Raw genomic sequence first — 15710 nt, forward strand, 5'->3', positions numbered from 1 at the left:
CCGCCGTCAGCCACCCGCTTCGGCGACGCCCGCCTGCACGCGCCGCACCGCCGTCACGATCGACAGCACGATCAGCACGCGCCACAGCCACGCGGCGACACCGCCGACCGGCAGGCCGAAGCCGATCCACAGCGCGAACGCGCCGAGCGCGAGCGCGCGATCGCTCTTGCCGAACGGGCCGTCGTAGCGGCGCGTCGCGCCGGCGAGCGGGCCGATCAGCCCCGCGCATTCGACGATGATCGCCGTCAGCGCGAACAGCCAGACGTCTGCCGGCGCGAACGCGGGAATCGCGAGGAACGGCAGCACGAGCGCGACATCGGACACGATGTCGCCGAGTTCGTTCAGGTACGCGCCGAGCGTGCTCTTCTGCCCGTGCTCGCGGGCGAGCATGCCGTCGATCGCGTTGAGCGCCATCCGCACGAACAGCCAGATCGGGATCAGCAGGAACAGCACGCGGGCGAACACGCCGAGCCCCGCGAGCGCGCCGACGACGATCGAGCCGCCGGCCGCGAACAGCGTGACCTGGTTGGCCGTGACGCCGCGCTCGGCAAGCGAATCCGCGAACGGACGCAGACGGTTCTGGAATTTCGGTTTGAGTGCGTAAAGGCTCATCGTTTTATTGGTTCGGCACGTTCGGATACGTTCGTCGCCGCCATGCCCCGGGCGGCGCAACCGCCGGCGGCGGCTTTCGACAGGTGGTCGTAATCGTCGCCGAGCGGCCCCGACGCGTCAAGCCGCGCCCCCGCGCCCGGCAATCTGGCGTTTTCGACGGAAACTCGCGATAATCCGCTGGCCCGTGAGCGCAGCAATTCACTCGAACTGTCGCCGGGCGCTCGTGCAACAGCCGATTATCACGCCGTCGAACGGCGCATTCGCCGCAACGCAACTCTGCCGGCGCATCGTCCGATGATCGCGGCCCTGCGACAGGCAGCCACGAATTTGAAAAAACTTGAACAATGGCCGTCCGGCGCGCATCCTGCCGCGCCGGCATTCCGGGATTCCGCCCGCCGCGCCCGCGCGGCCGCGCGGGCATGCACGCAGGAGGCGCGGCGCCGATGAACATCCTGAACATCTGGCAGCGCGATTTCCTGCTGTCGATCGTGCGGCTCGTCGCCGGCGCGTATCCGGTCTGGCATCAGGCGCCGCCTTCCCCGACGCAGAAAATCTACTTCTCGAACCACACGAGCCACATCGACACGCTCGCGATCCTCGCCGCGCTGCCGCGCGACGTGCGCGCGGTCGTGCGGCCCGTCGCCGCGCGCGATTACTGGGACAGCGGCGACCTGAAGCGCCACATCGCGCAGAAACTGCTGAACGTCGTGCTGATCGACCGTCACCGCGAGAGCGGCGGCGACCCGCTGGACCCGGTGCGCGATGCATTGCGGCAAGGCCATTCGATCATCATCTTCCCGGAAGGCACGCGCGGCGCGGACGTGTTGCCGCAGCCGTTCAAGAGCGGCCTGTTCCATCTCGCGACCGAGTTTCCGAACGTCGCGCTCGCGCCGGTCTATCTGGAGAACCTGCAGCGCATCATGCCGAAGGGCGCGATCTGGCCCGTGCCGCTGATCTGCAAGGTGCACTTCGGCGCGAACGACGCGCTCGGCGCCGGCGAAGACAAGCCGACCTTCCTCGCCCGCATGCGCGACGCGATCGTCGCGCTCGCGCCGCCGCAGCGGCCGGCCGGCTGAACGCGGCGCCCTCCTCTCCCTTTTCCGGACCTCTTCATGCGAACTCTCTTCTGGGAACTGGTCGCGGGCGTCACCGGCGTGCTGGTGCTCGCGACCGTGATCGGCGCGATCCTCGGCGCGCGCAGCGGCGGCGCGAGCGCGACCATCGTCAACCTGAACCAGCGCATCCGCGCGTGGTGGGCGATGATCGCGATCATGGTCATCGCGATCAGCCTCGGCAACAACGTCACGTATCTGGTGTTCGCGCTGCTGTCGTACCTGACGCTGCGCGAGTTCATCACGCTCACGCCGACGACCGCGAGCGACCATACGACGCTCTTCATCGCGTTCTTCGTCGCGATTCCGGTGCAGTACCTGCTGCTCGGGATCAACTGGTACGGGATGTATTCGATCTTCGTGCCGGTGCACCTGTTCTTCGCGATGTCGCTGGTGTCCGCGCTCACGCAGGACACGCGCGAATTCCTGAGCCGCAACGCGAAGATCAACTGGGCGCTGATGGTGTGCGTGTACGGGCTGAGCCACGCGCCGGCCGTGCTGATCCTCGACATTCCGCGCTACGCCGGGCAGAACGCGCTGCTGCTGTTCTTCTTCCTGTTCGTCGTGCAGATCAGCGACGTGCTGCAGTACGTGGTCGGCAAGCTGTGCGGGCGCCGCAAGATCGCGCCGCAGCTGTCGCCGTCGAAGACGGTCGAAGGCTTCGTCGGCGGCGGCCTGCTCGCGACGCTGTGCGGCGCGTCGCTGTATCGCGTGACGCCGTTCAGCTTCGGCGCGGCGTTCGGGATCTCGCTCGCGATCGTGATCGCGGGCTTCGTCGGCGGCCTCGTGCTGTCGGCCGTGAAGCGCTCGCTCGGCACCAAGGACTGGGGTTCGATGATCGCGGGCCACGGCGGGATGCTCGATCGCGTCGACTCGGTCTGCTTCGCGGCGCCGGTGTTCTTCCACCTCGTGCGATACCTGTACGTGTGATGCGCGGGCGGCGCGGCATCGCAAGCACTAACGCGTCGGCGGGATGGGAAACCGGCGCGTTCGGCGCATACTGACGCTCATCCCCACCCTTGCGCCGCATCGCGCGACGAGCCACTGCCACCGAACCCGCCCATGAAACTGAAGCTCGACATCGTGCAGCTCGCCGGCCGCGACGGCGACACACCGTACAACCTGCGCCGCACGCTCGACGCCATCGCGAGCTGCGCGCCCGGCACCGACATCGTGATGTTTCCGGAAGCGCAGCTCACCGGCTTTCTCGATTCGTCGAATCTCGCGCGCGTGGCCGAGCCGCTCGACGGTCCGAGCATCGGCGCGGTGATCGCGGCCGCGCGAGCGCGCAACGTCGCGGTGGTGGCCGGGCTGATCGAGAACGACGGCGGGCGCTTCTACAACACGACCGTGTTCGTCACGCCGGACGGCATCGCACTGCGCTACCGGAAGACCCACCTGTGGCTGAGCGAGCGCGACGTCGTGCTGCCCGGCGACCGCTACGCGAGCGTCGAATGGCGCGGCGTGCGGATCGGCCTCTTGATCTGCTACGACAGCGAATTTCCGGAAACCGGCCGCGCGCTTGCGGCGCTCGGCACGCAGCTGATCCTCGTGACCGACGGCAACATGGAGCCGTACCGTCAGGTGCATCGCACGTCGGTCTCGGCCCGCGCGATGGAAAACCAGGTGTTCGCGGTCGTCGCGAACCGCGTCGGCCCAGGTGCGCACGACGTCGTGTTCGCGGGTGGCAGCCTCGCGGCCGATCCGTTCGGAAACCTGATCTTCGAAGCCGGCAATGGCGAATCGCGCCACACGGTCGAACTCGATCTCGACCAGGTCGCCGCGTCGCGCGCGCTCTACGACTATCGCGCGGATCAGCGCCTGCACATCGCGGGCGAACGCATCGAGCACGCGGACGGGCGTCGCGAGTGGTTGATTCCGTGAGCATGAACCTGGCGGCGAACGCGGCCGGCTGGCGATGCACGCCGCCACATCGTCACGCCGGCTCCGGCACATCGATCGCCAGCAACACCGAGCTGACCGACTTGCCGTGCGCATCGAGCGCGAGCGAACGCGTGACGCCGCCGCCGAGCGCATCGCGCAGCACGAAGTTGAACGCGGCAAGCGCCGGCAGCTCGTAGCGCACGACGTCGCCGTGCACGATGCCCGCGAGCCATCCCTTCACCGCGGCCGCATCGAGATGCGCGCGCAGGTGTTCGTAGTGACGCGGATCGCGGCAGATGACCGATACGTTCAGCGTATTGCCCTTGTCGCCGGTGCGCGCATGCGCCAGTTCACGCAATTGCATCATGCCTCCACGAAAGAAAACGACGGCGTCACGGCCGTGCGCGGCAGCAGCACCGACTGCACGGCGATCACCTCGCGCGTCGACTTGAACGCACCGCCGCCGCCGGCCGGCCCGTTCGTATAGAGCGTCTCGACTTCGTTGCCGATCCGCGCGGCCTCGGCGGCGCTCGCCGCACGGCCGGCCACCCGCACGCGGACTTCGGCCGGCTGCCCGCGCACGGCGGGCGTCGCGTCGCCGTACAGCGCATCCACGCCGATCAAATCGAAACGCAGTTCGGTCGCGGCCACGCCCGTCAGCGCGAGCCGCTCGCGGACGATGTCGAGCGCGAGCCGCGCGCGTTCCAGCGCGCCCGGCCCGCCGTACGAGATCTGCCCTTCGCCGATATGGCCGTCGACGTACGCAACCGACACCTTGAGCGTCCCGGTGCGTGCGCTGCCGCGCCCGCCCGTCACGCGCACGCGGTCCGGCGCCTCCTCCGCCACCGCCACGCGCGTGAAATCCGCGACGACGTCGGGCTGCAGGTAGCGCGCCGGATCGTGAATCTCGTACAGCAGCTGTTCCTTGCAGGTCGCCGCGCTCACGCGGCCGCCCGCGTGCGGCACCTTGGTGATCACGACCGAGCCGTCGGCCGCGACCTCGCCGATCGGGAATCCGAGCCGCGCGAGATTCGGCACGTCCTTGTAGCCCGGGTCGGCGAAATAGCCGCCCGTCACCTGCCCCGCGCATTCGAGCAGATGGCCGACGACCGTCGCGGCCCCGAGCGTGTCCCAGTCGTCCATCCGCCAGCCGAACGCGTGGATCAGGGGCGCGGCGAACAGCGACGGATCGGCGACGCGCCCGGTCAGCACGACGTCCGCGCCGGCCGCGAGCGCATCGACGATCGGCGTGGCGCCGAGATACGCGTTCGCGGACACGATGCGGTCGCGATACGCGGCGACTTCGTCGCCCGACTCCTCGAAGCGGAACGCGCCGCGCAGCACGACGTCGAGCACGTCGTCGCCTTCGACCGCCGCGACCTTCAGCCCCGCGAGGCCGAGCGACTGCGCGATCCGCGCGGTGCGCCGCGCGGCCGCGCGCGGGTTCGCCGCGCCCATGTTCGACACGATCCGCACGCGCTTGTCCGCCGCCACCGGCAGCACGGCATGCATGCGCGCGTCGAGCAGCGGATCGTAGCCGAGCGCCGGATCCTTGCGCCGCGCCTGCTGCGCGAGCGCGATCGTGCGCTCGGCCAGGCATTCGAAGACGAGATAGTCGAGCTGCCCGTGTTCGGCCAGCTCGACCGCGGGCTCGATCCGGTCGCCCGAGTAGCCGGCGCCCGCGCCGATGCGCACGCGCCGTTCGTGTGATGGCTTTGCTGTCATGTCGGTACCGTGATCCAGCGCTCGCGCGCCGGGAAAAAAATCAAAAGACGCCCAGCACGACGCACGCGATCGTCATCACGATCGAGGCGCCGAACAGCAGCGGGAACGTGAACTTCTGGTGCTCGGCCAGCTCGATGCCGCACAGGCCGACGACGAGGAACGTCGCGGGCGTCAGCGGGCTGACCGGAAACCCGGTCGTCATCTGGCCGAGCAGCGCGGCCTGCCCCACGTGCACGGCCGGCACGCCGAGCTGGCCGGCCACTTCGGCGATCACCGGCAGCACGCCGAAGTAGAACGAATCGGGATCGAACAGCATGCTGAGCGGCATCGACGCCAGGCCGAGCGCGACCGGAATGTGGCCGGCCATCGACGGCGGCACGAAGCCGACCGCCGCCTGCGCCATCGCCTTCAGCATCCCGCTGCCCTGCATGATCCCGGTGAACACGCCGGCCGCGAGCAGGATGCCGGCCATCATCAGCGCCGCGCGCGCATGCGCGTCGATGCGCTTCCTCTGCATGTCGACGTCCGGATAGTTCACCATCAGCGCGATGCACAGCCCGACCATGAACATGATCGCCGGCGGGATCTTCTCGCCCATCACGACCATCGTGCCGAGCACGACGAGCGTCAGCAGCAGGTTGAACCAGAACAGGTGCGGCCGGCGCAGCGCCTGCTCGTCGGGCGTGAGCGCGCGGGTCGGCAGCGGAATCGACGCGTCGTCGCGCGACAGTCCGAGCCGCTTCTCCTCGCGCCGCCCGAGCCAGTACGCGACGCCGAACACGAACACGAGCCCGATCGCCTGCACCGGAATCAGCGGATTGAACAGCGCCGACACCGGCAGGTGCAGCGAGGCCGACGCGCGGATCATCGGCCCCGTCCACGGCAGGAAGTTGATCCCCGCGGCCATCGACACGGCCGCGGCCAGCACGCGCCGGTCCATCTTCAGGCGGTCGTACAGCGGCAGTACCGCGGGAATCGTCACGAGAAAGCACACGGCGCCCGAGCCGTCGAGATGGATCAGCAGCGCGAGCAGCGTCGTGCCCATCACGATCCGCGTGGGCCGCGTGCCGACCGCGCGCAGGATGCGGTCGATGATCGGGTCGAGCGTGCCGGCGTCGGTGATCGTCCCGAAATAGAGGATCGCGAACACGAACATCCCGACCACGGGCGCGAGGCCCTTCAGCCCGTCGATCACGAACTTGCTGGTATGCAGCCCGAAGCCGCCGATCAGCGACGCCGCGATCGGCACGATGATCAGCGCGACGAGCGGCGACATGCGTTTCGACAGAATCGCGGCCAGCAGCACGACGATCGTGCCCAGCCCGAGTAACGGCAGCATCGGTGTCTCCTACCTTGTCTTTTGTTGGAGACGAGCGTAAGGTCGGCGCAGCGATAGCACAATTGAAATGATTTGATCGCAGCAATCACGAACCGTTATGGATCTGAACCTTCGCGACATTCGCGCGTTCGTCACCGTCGCGCAGGCCGGCAACTTCACGCGCGCCGCCGCGCGGCTGCACCTGTCGCAGCCGGCGCTGACCGTGCAGATCCGCCGGCTCGAGGAGATCGTCGGCGCGCGGCTGTTCGACCGCAACAGCCGCAGCGTCGCGCTCACGCAGACCGGGCGCGAACTGCTGCCGCTGCTGCAGCGCTCGCTCGACGACATGGAGCGCGTGCTGCGCGACGCGCGGGCGCTCGGCGAAGGCGCGAGCGGCACGGTGCGGCTCGCGTGCCTGCCGACGTTTGCGTCCAGCCTGCTGCCGGAGCTGATCCAGTCGTTTCGGCGCGACGTGCCGCGCGCGGGCTTCGACATTCGCGACGGCGTCGCGAGCCTCGTCACCGCGCTGGTGCGCAACGAGGAAGCCGATCTCGGGCTGACCGGCGGCGACGCGTTCGACGCGTCGCTGGACGTGCTGTACGCGGGCGCCGACCGGCTCGTCGCCGTGTGCCCGAAGGATCATCCGCTCGCGCGCAAGCGGCGCGTGCGCACCGCCGACGTCGCCGCCGTGCCGCTCGTGCTGACCGCACAGGGCACGAGCGTGCGCAGCGTCGTCGATGCCGCGCTGGAAGCGGCCGGCTGCACGCCCGACATCGCGTGCGAGCCGACCTACATGATGACGGCCGTCGCGATGGTGCGCGGCGGCCTCGGCGTGACGATCCTGCCGGCCACCGCGCGCGAGGTGCGCGCCGAGCCCGACCTCGTCGCGAAATCGATCGACGACCCGGCGTTCGTGCGGCCGATCGCGCTCGTCGCGAAGCGCGGGCGCACGCTGTCGCGCGTCGCGCAGGCGTTCGCCGACGTGATGCTGGCGGAATTGAACAAGCGCGCGTGAACCGCGCGCCCGAATCGCGAACGAAAGCCCGCTTTCTGCCTACTGCGCGTCCGGATCGACGTGCAGCGATTCGCCGATCGCATAGAAGTTGCCGCCCGCGATGTAGTGCAGGCTGCGCAGCGCCGGATCGGCCGATTCGAAATACCAGTGACCGTCGCGGAACACGCGCGTGTCGGACCATGCGCCGACCACCTCGCCGATGAACAGGTCGTAGGCCTGCTGGTTGTGCGGCTCGGGAATCAGCTTGCACGCAAGCCAGCCCGAGCAGCCGGCGACGAACGGCAGGTCATGGCCGGCGACGTCGAACAGCGTGACGCCCGCCTCGCGCAGCTTGTCCGGCCGCTCGGCGAGACTGTGACTGCCGACCGCATGCGTGAGCTGGAGCTGCGCGGCCGTCGGCACCTGGATCACGAAGGTGCCGCTGCGCTCGACCAGCTCGCGCGTCTTCGCGGACTTGTCGAGCACGACCGTCAGCTTCGGCGGCAGGAAATCGAGTGCGCAGGCCCACGCGGCGGCCATCACGTTGTCGACGCCGTCGTGACGGGCCGACACGAGCACGGTCGGGCCGTGGTTGAGAAGACGGTAGGCTTTCTTCAGCTCCACCGGAGCGATGTGACTGTCCATGCGGGTTCCCTGGTGAGCGGCACGACGCGTGCCGGCCGAGGCCAGCATTCTCGCACTCCGTGCCGATCGCCGCTGACGGCGCGCGCGGGCGCGCTACGTCACACCCAAATCACTCGCGCGGCGCGCGCAATAACACACTCGGCCCGCATCACGCGATTCGATTCGTTAAATAATCAATTGATGAATCGACGATCCATGCATCGTCGTCGAAATTCGACTGGAAATCGTGCGGAATTATCACGATTCCGGCAATACGCCGGTCGCGCCATCTCGAAATTCAAATCGATTGATACACGATTCTCAATAATGTGAATCTCTCAATGGACCTTGCCGCAGCATGCATCTGTCGGCTTTATGTCACATCGGAGAATTTCGTTTTTGCCGTTCGTCGGCGGCTCGGTAGTCTCCTGCCATTCCGGTTCAAGAAAACAGGCCAATCGCAAGGAGATGAAATGAAACGCACGACCCTCTCGCTGATTTCGCTCGCGTCGTTCGCGGCGATGCCCGCCGCGCATGCGCAGTCGAGCGTCACGCTGTATGGCGTGATCGACACGTCGATCACGTACGTGAATCACGCGCAGGGCAAGGACAACGCGTGGATGCTCGGCAACAGCAGCGCTGGCAATCTCTCCGGCAGCCGCTGGGGCGTGAAAGGCAGCGAGGATCTCGGTGGCGGGCTGAAGGCGCTGTTCCAGCTCGAGAACGGCTTCGACCCGAGCAGCGGCCGGCAGGGCCAGGGCGGCCGCCTGTTCGGCCGGCAGGCGTTCGTCGGGCTGTCGAGCGACCGCTACGGCACGCTCACGTTCGGCCGCCAGTACGATCCGCTCATCGACCTCGTGCAGGGCATCACCGCCGACAACTATCTCGGCAGCGTGTTCGCGACGCCGGGCGACGTCGACAACTACGACAACAGCTTCCGCGTCGACAACGCGGTGAAGTACACGTCGGCCGTGTATTCGGGCCTGCAGTTCTCGGCGATGTACTCGTTCGGCGGCATCGCCGGCAGCACCGGCGCCGCGCAGTCGTATTCGGCCGCCGTGTCGTACAACAACGGGCCGTTCAGCGTCGCGGGCGGGTACTTCCACGCGACCAACAGCCCCGCGTCGAACGGGCTGCGCAACGGCTGGACCAGCTCGTCGGACGGCACCTTCGACGGCCCGATCAACACTGGTTATGCGAGCGCGCATTCGATCGGCATCGCCCGCATCGCGGGCCAGTATGTGGCCGGCCCGTTCACGTTCGGCCTCGGCTACAGCAACGCGCAGTACCGCCGCGACGCGAGCTCGGTGTTCAACTCGAACGAGCACTACAACACCGGGCAAGGCTTCGTGAACTACCAGGCGACCAATGCGCTGCTCGTCGGGCTCGGCTACAGCTACACGCGCTCGGGCGGCGATACGTCGGCGACTTATCACCAGGTGTCGGCCGGCGCGGACTATACGCTGTCGAAGCGCACCGACGTGTACCTGACCGCCGCGTACCAGCACGCGAGCGGCCAGACCGGCGACGGCAACGGCGGGTCGATGGCCGCACAGGCGTCGATCGGTTCGTACGGCTATGCGGGCACGAGCTCGCAGACGATGGTCAACCTCGGCCTGCGTCACCGCTTCTGATCGACGATGGCCGGCTGCGCGAGGCATCGCGCGGCCGGCCGGTCGATACCGGATTTCGGGAGTCGAGGATGCATCGACACGGCGGCTGCGGCCGCCGTCGTCGTTTCTATGGCCCGCGCACCGGCGCGCCTTTTATCGTCCGTTTCGCTGCACCATTCATTGCCGCATTCGCCGCGCAACTGACGCGTGGCGTCAGTATTTCGATAGCGGCCGCACGCCGGCATGCGCACGATAATCGGCCCTTTTTACCGATTCCATCCTGTCGCACGGAGATACCGGCGCCCGCGAAAATCCGCGACAAATCCGCCGGCAAATGCAAAGGAAAGTTTGACGCGAGCCATTTGCCTGCGCGCTATGGCACACTTCGCGTCTGCGTAATTTCCTTGCACCGGGCGGCCGGATTCCGCCCCATCCTGCCATGCCGCGTCAGACTGCTCGTTCGATCAGCCACGCCACGCCGAAGATCGCCGCGACGATCGTGTTGTCGTGCGCGCTGCACGGGTTCGCGCGGGCCGACTGCCTCGACGACGCGGCCACGTTCCAGAAAGTGAGCGTGAGCCTGTTGCGCGGCATCGCGCAGGTCGAATCGGGGATGAATCCGAACGCCGTCAACACCAACACGAACGGCACCGTCGACATCGGCCTGATGCAGATCAACAGCACCTGGCTGCCGACGCTCGCGCGCGAAGGCATCACGCGGGAAAGCCTGTTCGATGCGTGCACCAACGCGTACGTCGGCGCGTGGATCCTGTCGCAGAACATCCGCCAGCTCGGCGCCAACTGGAACGCGATCGGCGCGTACAACGCCGCGTCGCCCGACAAGCGCCTCGCGTATGCGCGCAAGGTCTATGATGCAATCCGGACCATGCCGGATTCGCCGGATACTCCCATGCCCATCCTTCCGCCCTCCTTCACGCCGCCGCAACAGGTGCAGGCGTACAACCCGTTCGCCAGCCTGAGCGTGTCGGCACCGCCGGTCGCACGGCCCCGCACGCTCGCGCCTGCCGCGCCGCCGCAACCGCAAGGCGGGCCGGCCGGCCCGGCCGGCACGTACAACTTCGGCTGGACCGTCACGGGCGCCGACCAGGCCAAGCCGACCCAGGTGTTCGACGACGGCGCGCGGATCTACGTGCAGTTCAGCGACATGAAGCACGTGCCGGCGATCTTCACCGAGACGTCGTCGGGCCGCGTGCTGATGTCGTGGGAACTGCAGTTCCCGTATGCCGTTCTGACGCGTCCCGCGCAAACGTTGATCTTCCAGCTCGGGCCGTTCGAGGCGCGCGCGCAGCGCGGCGCGACGGGGACGACCGCTCAGGCGGGCGCGGCACCCGCAGCGGGCACGCAGCGTTCGGGTGCGACGGCCGCCACGGCAGCGACGGCGACGGCAGCGCCCGCATCCAGACACACCGCCGATGCAGCGGCCAAGCGCACCGCATCGGCCGATGCGCTTTGGTATATCGACACGGCGTCCACGTCGGGTTCGGCAGCAACCTCGAGTCAGGCCAATACGTCGACGGCATCGACCGCGTCGAACACGCCTGCGACGTGGCCCACCGCAGTGACGTCGAACACGCCGCCGCCCGTTGCGACACCTCAGGCGCCCGCCGCGACGAAGCCGGGCGCACGCGTCAGCACCGACGCGCTCTGGTACATCTCGAAGTAACGCTCGGGCCGGCCCGATCCCTCACCCGCGCCGCACCCAGATCACCTTGCCGTCGCGAATGCCGAGGTCGCGGCGCTCCTCGCGATAGTCCATCGTGCCCGGCAACGACTGGCCATCGCGCTCGAGCACGCGCCACAGGCAGCCGTCGAGCAGCGCGGCCGCATCGGCCTCGGTCTTGCCGATCAGCGCGTCGTCCGGCGTGGCGTCCGCCTTGCACGCGTTCACGACGCCCGACGGCGCGGGGTTCGTCACCGCGCCGCCGGCGGTGGCGTTGGGGTGCTTCGTGTTCATGTCCGCACATCCCGAAAAGGTTGCGCTCGCAACGAGTGCCGCGAGCATCGCGATCGTGTTCTTCATCGGTTTCTCCCTGTCGCGGCCCGGCGCGGCAGGTGCGGGATGCGCGCACGCACCGGGCGTTGGATCCATGATGGGTTCTGCGCGCCACCGGCCGGTAAGGCACCGTATTGCGCGATCCGTTCGAGTCGAATCGGCTCCGCGCAGTCGCCTCGACAGCCTGACGCCGAAGCCGAAGCCGAAGCCGAAGCCGAAGCCGAAGCCGCCTTCATGTTACCGCACCGATCCGCGGCGAAGTCGTGCTCCCCGGACGGGGCGCTGGCGAATCATGCCGGCCGCGTCAGAACTTGTACGTCACGCCGGCCATGCCGAAGTAGTTGCTGCGCGTCTGGACGATCGGGCTGTCGCCATAGCGTCCGAGCAGCCGCGTGAAGCCGCCGGTCGCATGCACCGACCAGTGCCGCGATACGCCCCAGTTCCATGCGAGCGACAGCGTTGCGCTGTCGACCCCGCCGCTCGTCGAATACGGCCTGAAGCCGCTCGCCGCCGACTGCGCGTCGGTCACGCCGTAGAACGTCTGCATGTAGCGCCCCGTGCCGGCATGCACGCTGCCGGTCACGACAATATCGTGGCGGCCGGCCTTGAATACCGGCACCGCGAGATCGACGTGGCCGGACAAGCCGCGCGACGTATGCGTGACCGGCGCATCGATCGCGATGCTCAGTTCACCGCCATCGAGCAGCTGCACGCCCGCACGCATGCCGACGAGCACCGAACCGGGGATCCGGCCCATCCCCTTCAGGTGATCCGAACCCGCCAGGTCGAAACGGTTTTCGTCGGAACGGCCACCGGCATAGCCGAGCGCTGCCGACACGAACGCCCCGTGCGGCAGGTTCAGACGGTAGCCGGCGCCGGCTGCCGTGTCGATGAAGAACCCGTTGCCGAACATCGCGGAGAACGACGGCGCGACGACGGCGCGATACTGGTTGCTGCCCTGGTAGCGCGGCGCGAACCCGCCGCCGAGCGATATCGCGTACTGGTTTTCGGCGTGGGCGACGGCGGCAAGGGTCAGGCCGGCAAGCGACATGCAATAGCGCAACGAGCGCAGCGAACGGAAGGATGGACTCACGATGTCGAGACAAGAGTGACGGAGCCCGAAGTCTAGGTACGACGGCGCGGCAGCACTGTCCTGAATCTGCGGCAAATGTGTGCTCAATTGTGATCGTTTGTTCCCGATTGTCGTATCGCGGCCCCGGCGGCCGCCACGCCGGATAGAATTCGCCGGCCGCGCATTCATCGGCATGGAGAAGCTGAACGCGCGCAACCGAGGAGACCATGAACGACAATCCGCTCAAATACCGTGTGCTGCTGATCGAGGACGACGACCGCCTCGCCCAGCTCGTGCGCGAATATCTCGACAACTATGAATTCGCGGTGACGGTCATACGGCGCGGCGATCTCGCGGTCGCCGCGGCGCGCGAGCATCAGCCCGCGCTCGTGATACTCGACCTGATGCTGCCGAACCTCGACGGGATGGAAGTCTGCCGGCGCATTCGCGCGTTCACCAACGTGCCCGTGCTGATCCTCACCGCGCGCGCCGACGTGTACGACCAGGTCGCGGGCCTCGAAACCGGTGCCGACGATTACGTGACCAAGCCGATCGAGCCGCGCGTGCTCGTCGCACGCGCCCGTGCGCTGCTGCGCCGCGCGCAGCCTGCCGCGTCCGAACCGGCGGCCCACACGCAGCCGCATGCCCTCGTGTTCGGCGAGCTGACGATCTCGCCGCCGAACCGCACGGTCACGTGGCGCGGGGAACTCGTCGACCTGAAGACCACCGAGTTCAATCTGTTGCTGATCCTCGCGCGAGCGGCAGGCACCGTGCTGAGCCGCGACGACATCCTGAAGCAGTTGCGCGGCATCGAATTCGACGGGCTCGACCGCTCGGTCGACTCGGGCATCTCGAAGCTGCGCCGGCGCTTCGAGGACGCTTCGTCGGAGCCGCAACGGATCAAGACGATCTGGGGCCGCGGCTACCTGTTCAGCCCTTCCGCGTGGGACGACTAAATGCTGCGCCCGTTGATCAAGCTGTACCTCATCGTGATCCTGTGCTGTGCCGCCTCGATCGTATTCATTCAATGGTCGTTCAACAGGATTTTCTACGAACGCGTGGCGCAGGCGCAGCGCAACGCGCTGACCACTTACGCGTTCGTGCTGAACGATTACCTCGAACGCCATCCGGGCGGCAAGCGCAGCCTCGCGCTGCGTGAACTCGCGCAGCACGGCAACGAGCGATTCGGTTTCGTGACGATGGCCGACGCCCGTGCGCAACTGCGCGGCGGGCCGCTGCGCGATCTGGACGCCGGCCGGATCGCGATCAGTTACGACCGCAGGAACTACTACATGCCGCTCGCGGACGGCTCGGTCCTGCATGCCCGCCCGATCGCACCGGCCGACCTCGACATCCAGATCTACGCATACGGGATGACCGCACTCGCGGCCCTGTTCGCCGTCGCGCTGTGGACCTCGTATCACTGGCGCGACCTGCGCAAGCTGCAGGCCGCCGCGCACGCGTTCGGCGCGGGCAACCTGTCGACGCGCGTGAAGCTGTCCGGTCGCTCGAACATCTACGCGCTGTCGCAGCAGTTCAACGACATGGCCGAGCGGATCGAGGCGTCGATCAAGCAGCAGCGCGAGATGATGCACGGCATCTCGCACGAGCTGAAGACGCCTCTCGCGCGCCTCGAATTCGGGCTCGCTCTGCTCGCCGAATCCGACGAAAGCGGCCGCATGCGCGAGCGCCGCGACGAACTGCGGCGCGACGTGCGCGAACTCGACGAGCTGGTGACCGAGCTGCTGACGATCGGGCGGCTCGAACAAGGCGCAAGCGAACTCGCGCCGATGGACGTCGCCGTCGATGCGCTGATCGACAGCGTGGCCGGCAACGTCGCGAACGACGTCGCCGACCGCGGCCTCACGCTCGGCGTGTCGACGACCGGCGCGCCCGCCACCCACGTGTGCGATCCGAAACTCGTCGCACGGGCTCTGCTGAACCTGATCCGCAACGGCGCACGTTATGCGTCGCGCACCGTGCTGCTGTCCGCGACGCACGACGCGTCCGGCGCGCTGGTGCTGAGCGTGGACGACGACGGTCCCGGCATCCCGGTCGCCGAACGCGCGCGCGTGTTCGCACCGTTCCAGCGGCTCGACTCGAGCCGCGACCGGCAGACGGGCGGGTTCGGCCTCGGGCTCGCGATCGTGCGACGCGTCGCGCTCGTGCACGGCGGCGACGTGCGGCTCGAGGATTCGCCGCTCGGCGGCGCCCGCTTCGTGATTTCGTTGCCGCCGCGGGCATTGCCGGAATTCCTCGGCGACACGCCACCGCGCACGGAGCACTCTCGTATCTAAACACTCTATCCTGGGGCAGGCCGCCACGCCGCTCGATCGCCGCATGCGCGGCAACCGTCGCCTTCACACCTGTCAGTGCTCCTGATCATGCCGCTCATGGTAGCGGCACGCTGCGCCCGGTCGCGCCCGCATGCCGTTCGATGAACGAGAACACTATGTTCTGTCCGCGCGCGCTACGCACCGCCGCGCGAATCGCATAAGCTGACGACACTCGCCGGCACCCGAATCCGGCGAATCGCCAGGCGCGCGCCGCGTCGAGGTCGCGCCGCACCGTCGCGCTTCGATCGTCGCGGCACCGCACCACAGCAGAATCGCATCGCGCCCGCACGACGGGGCGGCGCGATCGTGATCCCCAGCCGCCCACCACCCTGATCTGGAGAGAACCATGGCAAGCGAACCGATTCGCGATCCCGCGAACGACCACCTGCTCACCCCGCAGAACGCA

General features: G+C 68.0%; 16 protein-coding genes. 8 read left to right on the top strand and 8 right to left on the bottom strand.

Going from position 1 to position 15710, the window contains the following annotated elements:
- Positions 1-6: 6 nt before the first annotated feature.
- On the bottom strand, positions 7-612 hold the full coding sequence (locus U4Z64_RS35930) for a CDP-alcohol phosphatidyltransferase family protein (RefSeq protein WP_124489496.1): 606 nt from the start codon (positions 610-612) through the stop codon (positions 7-9).
- A gap of 443 nt (positions 613-1055) precedes the next feature.
- Between U4Z64_RS35930 and U4Z64_RS35935 the strand changes: the two genes are divergently transcribed.
- From U4Z64_RS35935 to U4Z64_RS35945, 3 genes are all read left to right on the top strand, one after another.
- Positions 1056-1688 (top strand): lysophospholipid acyltransferase family protein, encoded by a 633-nt coding sequence (locus U4Z64_RS35935; RefSeq protein WP_124489497.1) that lies wholly within the window; start codon positions 1056-1058, stop codon positions 1686-1688.
- 36 nt (positions 1689-1724) lie between these two features.
- Positions 1725-2654 (top strand): phosphatidate cytidylyltransferase, encoded by a 930-nt coding sequence (locus tag U4Z64_RS35940; protein ID WP_044848429.1) that lies wholly within the window; start codon positions 1725-1727, stop codon positions 2652-2654.
- Positions 2655-2786: 132 nt separating this feature from the next.
- Positions 2787-3608 (top strand): carbon-nitrogen hydrolase family protein, encoded by an 822-nt coding sequence (locus U4Z64_RS35945; protein ID WP_321822511.1) that lies wholly within the window; start codon positions 2787-2789, stop codon positions 3606-3608.
- A 52-nt stretch (positions 3609-3660) separates the two neighbouring features.
- Here the strand turns inward: U4Z64_RS35945 and U4Z64_RS35950 are convergent, their stop codons facing one another.
- Genes U4Z64_RS35950 through U4Z64_RS35960 form a run of 3 tightly spaced genes read right to left on the bottom strand, consistent with a single transcriptional unit; the run spans position 3661 to position 6672 of the window.
- On the bottom strand, positions 3661-3972 hold the full coding sequence (locus U4Z64_RS35950) for a hypothetical protein (protein ID WP_044848439.1): 312 nt from the start codon (positions 3970-3972) through the stop codon (positions 3661-3663).
- The gene (locus U4Z64_RS35955) at positions 3972-5333 is read right to left on the bottom strand and encodes an acyclic terpene utilization AtuA family protein (RefSeq protein WP_321822512.1); all 1362 of its coding nucleotides are present in this window, start codon (positions 5331-5333) and stop codon (positions 3972-3974) included. The genes U4Z64_RS35950 and U4Z64_RS35955 overlap by 1 nt, the downstream gene beginning before the upstream one ends.
- Positions 5334-5373: 40 nt before the next feature.
- Positions 5374-6672, bottom strand: a complete 1299-nt coding sequence (locus U4Z64_RS35960) for a citrate:proton symporter (protein WP_321822513.1) — start codon at positions 6670-6672, stop codon at positions 5374-5376.
- Positions 6673-6769: 97 nt separating this feature from the next.
- On the opposite strand from U4Z64_RS35960, the gene U4Z64_RS35965 reads away from it, so the two are divergent.
- Positions 6770-7666: a LysR family transcriptional regulator gene (locus U4Z64_RS35965; protein ID WP_321822514.1), complete on the top strand. Its 897-nt coding sequence runs from the start codon at positions 6770-6772 to the stop codon at positions 7664-7666.
- A gap of 39 nt (positions 7667-7705) precedes the next feature.
- Here the strand turns inward: U4Z64_RS35965 and U4Z64_RS35970 are convergent, their stop codons facing one another.
- Complete coding sequence (locus U4Z64_RS35970) at positions 7706-8290, bottom strand: flavin reductase family protein (protein WP_044848424.1); 585 nt, start codon at positions 8288-8290, stop codon at positions 7706-7708.
- Between the two features lie 452 nt (positions 8291-8742).
- Between U4Z64_RS35970 and U4Z64_RS35975 the strand changes: the two genes are divergently transcribed.
- Positions 8743-9903: a porin gene (locus U4Z64_RS35975; RefSeq protein WP_124489503.1), complete on the top strand. Its 1161-nt coding sequence runs from the start codon at positions 8743-8745 to the stop codon at positions 9901-9903.
- A 418-nt stretch (positions 9904-10321) separates the two neighbouring features.
- Positions 10322-11566, top strand: a complete 1245-nt coding sequence (locus tag U4Z64_RS35980) for a transglycosylase SLT domain-containing protein (RefSeq protein ID WP_321822515.1) — start codon at positions 10322-10324, stop codon at positions 11564-11566.
- 21 nt (positions 11567-11587) lie between these two features.
- On the opposite strand, the gene U4Z64_RS35985 is transcribed toward U4Z64_RS35980, so the two are convergent.
- Together U4Z64_RS35985 and U4Z64_RS35990 are read right to left on the bottom strand one after the other, a co-directional pair.
- Positions 11588-11923: a hypothetical protein gene (locus U4Z64_RS35985; RefSeq protein ID WP_321822516.1), complete on the bottom strand. Its 336-nt coding sequence runs from the start codon at positions 11921-11923 to the stop codon at positions 11588-11590.
- A gap of 277 nt (positions 11924-12200) precedes the next feature.
- The gene (locus tag U4Z64_RS35990) at positions 12201-12947 is read right to left on the bottom strand and encodes a MipA/OmpV family protein (RefSeq protein WP_321822520.1); all 747 of its coding nucleotides are present in this window, start codon (positions 12945-12947) and stop codon (positions 12201-12203) included.
- A 248-nt stretch (positions 12948-13195) separates the two neighbouring features.
- On the opposite strand from U4Z64_RS35990, the gene U4Z64_RS35995 reads away from it, so the two are divergent.
- Together U4Z64_RS35995 and U4Z64_RS36000 are read left to right on the top strand one after the other, a co-directional pair.
- Entirely contained in the window at positions 13196-13924 is a 729-nt protein-coding gene (locus U4Z64_RS35995) for a response regulator (protein WP_321822517.1), read from the top strand.
- The gene (locus tag U4Z64_RS36000; RefSeq protein WP_321822518.1) at positions 13925-15265 is read left to right on the top strand and encodes an ATP-binding protein; all 1341 of its coding nucleotides are present in this window, start codon (positions 13925-13927) and stop codon (positions 15263-15265) included.
- A gap of 94 nt (positions 15266-15359) precedes the next feature.
- Here the strand turns inward: U4Z64_RS36000 and U4Z64_RS36005 are convergent.
- Positions 15360-15710 (bottom strand): hypothetical protein (locus U4Z64_RS36005; protein WP_321822519.1); only part of this gene is annotated, 351 nt, incomplete at its 5' end.

The organism is Burkholderia sp. BCC1996 (genome assembly GCF_905339955.1).
Classification (GTDB): Bacteria; Pseudomonadota; Gammaproteobacteria; order Burkholderiales; family Burkholderiaceae; genus Burkholderia.